The sequence below is a fragment of the Deltaproteobacteria bacterium genome (assembly GCA_016213065.1).
Lineage (GTDB): Bacteria > UBA10199 > UBA10199 > SPLOWO2-01-44-7 > SPLOWO2-01-44-7 > JACRBV01.
Window position 1 is genome coordinate 1 of record JACRBV010000114.1, and the last position, 2638, is coordinate 2638.

The window sequence follows — 2638 nt, forward strand, 5'->3', positions numbered from 1 at the left end:
AAGCAAATTGTTTGGCTGAGGGTTATTCGGGTTGCCGAACCGATATCATTTTGCTTCTCTGTGAAATGATTAACAAGGGAGTCACACCGGTCCTTCCGTCGCAAGGTTCCGTCGGCGCCTGCGGTGATTTGGCGCCTTTGGCTCACATCGCGAAAGTGCTGATTGGAGACGGAGAGGTTTGGTATCAGGGGGAAAAAAGAAAATCGTCGGAGATATTTAAAAAGGCGGGGCTTGTCTCCGTCACGTTGGAACCGAAAGAAGGACTCTCTTTGGTGAATGGAACCCATTTTAGTTTGGCCATCGCCTGTGATGTTTTAGTGCAAGCGGAGAAACTTCTAAAAATTGCCGACATCACGGGGGCTTTTTCCGTAGAGGGGGACTTGGCTTCTTTTCATCCCTTTGATGAAGCACTACTCCGCGCGAAACCGCATTTAGGGGCGATCAAAACGGGCAACAATCTGAGAAAAATGCTGGCGGGAAGTGAAATAAATCTCACACACAAAAATTGTAATCGTGTGCAGGACCCTTATTCACTCCGTTGCATGCCGCAAGTACATGGCGCCGCGAAAGACGCGTTTTCTTTTGTCAAAAATATTTTGGAAACAGAACTGAACAGTTCTACCGATAATCCTCTTGTATTCACGGACACAAAGAAAATTATAAGCGGCGGCAACTTTCACGGGGAATCCATTGCCATGGCGATGGATTTTTTAAGTATTGCGCTGGCGGAATTGGGATCGATTTCAGAAAGGCGCGTGGCGCTTCTTACCGACCCGATCCAAAATGAAATCCCAACCCAGTTTTTAATTCCAGAACCCGGAATCCATTCGGGTTTCATGATCCCGCAAGTGGTAATGAGCGCGCTTGTTTCGGAAAACAAAACATTGGCTCATCCCGCCAGTGTCGACAGCATACCAACTTCCGCGGGTCAGGAGGATCATATCAGCATGAGCTCGTGGGCCGCGAGAAAAGCAAAACAGATTGCGAATAATGTCGAAAGAATTTTAGGCATTGAACTGCTTGCCGGCGCACAGGCCATCGATTCTGTCTCCAAAGGGAAAAAATGCGGAAAGGGCGTTTCAACCCTCCATCATTATATAAGGAAGAGTCTTCCGGTCCTGAAAGAAGATAAACACTTGAGTTCGCAGTTACAAATAGCTTACAATTTCGTAGAAACCGGAGTCATCATTGATATCGTTGAAAAAGAAATTGGGTCATTGGACATATAATGACGGGTGACTTATGAAAATATTTTTTCTCTGCTTTATACCGTTATTTGTTGCCCTTGATCCCATCGGCATCATGCCCATTTTTTTGGGGCTTACTTCCGATATGCCCGTTCGGGATCGTCAAAGAGTTTTGAATCAGTCGGTCATTACTTCTTTTGCCATCAGCATGCTTTTTTTGCTGGCGGGGCAGGGGATTTTTAATCTGCTAGGAATTCAAATCGCCGATTTCCAAATTGCCGGCGGTATTTTGCTTTTGGTTTTGGCAGTGGTCGACCTGATCAGTCCCGCGAAAGAAGAAAGGCGTCCCGATAGAAGCGCTGGCGTTGTGCCGATCGGCATTCCTCTTATTATGGGACCGGCCGCTTTAACAACGCTTCTTGTTTTGTCGAAACAATTTCCCTTTCATTGGGTGGCATGTTCTCTTCTGGCCAACCAGATCCTCAACACCGCGGCGTTATATTATGCCAGTCTTACGGAAAAAATGGTGGGGATCAACGGTATGCAGGCCTTTTCAAAAATCATCTCCCTTTTCCTAGCCGCCATTGCCGTGATGTATATCCGCGTAGGCCTTCAGTCGATTTTCATTCATTAAAGAGTCAACGACTCCGACGCTTCCAGAATGTGAAGTTTTTCTTTCAGAGCGGGATTCAATTCACTTTTCAATTTAAGTTGATTGATCATTCCGTGAGGATCCCCAAAAATTCTGAAAAAAGTTCCCCAATGAACCGGAATCCAGTCTGGTTTTCCCAAATCGACCCATGCTTGCAGTACTTCATCCAAATTCATGTGACGCGAGCGGAGAAGCCAGTTTTGAGAAGAATGAGCGAGAGACAAAATCGCCAACTTGATAGGGAATAACTGACTTAAATTTTTAAAAAGGTCGCTGTAAGTAATATCCCCGGAAAAATAAATATTTTCTTTTCCCATGGTAACAATATAGCCGTGACATTTTCGATAACGAAAAGGATAAATGAACCGCCCACCGGGATGCTGTGCCGGTACGGCACAAATCTCACAGTCTTTTGAAAGGGAATAACGGGCCCAAGTTGCCAATTCGATGACCGGGTTGTTGACAAAAGGCGCAATGGCTTTGGTCATGCCTTCCGGAACAAAGATGGGAATGTCCCCCGGGAAATATTTGTAACTAAAGAGATCCAGATGATCGTAGTGGGCGTGGCTTAAAAAAATGGCATCGAGCTTCGGTAATGTAGTTGGATCATAAGAAAGGGGTTTGATGCGCTTAAAACACAAAACCCGACTGCTAAAAACAGGGTCCGTTAAAATACGGATGCCATTCCACTCAATCAAAGTAGTAGCATGACCAATGTAAGTAACCTTAAGTGCCATAAAAGGTGTGGTGAAAAAGTTGTGTGAGTGAAATTTTGGGGCCGCGGTTCCCGACGGGTCGA

General features: G+C 45.6%; 3 protein-coding genes. 2 read left to right on the plus strand and 1 reads right to left on the minus strand.

All coding sequences use genetic code 11. The annotated features are described in order from the left end of the window. Positions 1-1229, plus strand: a 1229-nt coding sequence (locus tag HY877_06625) for an aromatic amino acid lyase (protein ID MBI5299944.1), incomplete at its 5' end; no start/stop codon positions are given. 13 nt (positions 1230-1242) lie between these two features. Beyond that, positions 1243-1821: a MarC family protein gene (locus tag HY877_06630; protein MBI5299945.1), complete on the plus strand. Its 579-nt coding sequence runs from the start codon at positions 1243-1245 to the stop codon at positions 1819-1821. On the opposite strand, the gene HY877_06635 is transcribed toward HY877_06630, so the two are convergent. Beyond that, positions 1818-2576, minus strand: a complete 759-nt coding sequence (locus HY877_06635; protein MBI5299946.1) for an MBL fold metallo-hydrolase — start codon at positions 2574-2576, stop codon at positions 1818-1820. The genes HY877_06630 and HY877_06635 overlap by 4 nt on opposite strands. Positions 2577-2638 lie beyond the last annotated feature (62 nt).

What these genes read in the sequence shown, in the direction of transcription:
- HY877_06630 (MBI5299945.1), top strand. Translation starts at nt 1,243, where the DNA reads ATGAAAATATTTTTTCTCTGCTTTATACCGTTATTTGTTGCCCTTGAT.
- HY877_06635 (MBI5299946.1), bottom strand. Translation starts at nt 2,576, where the DNA reads ATGGCACTTAAGGTTACTTACATTGGTCATGCTACTACTTTGATTGAG.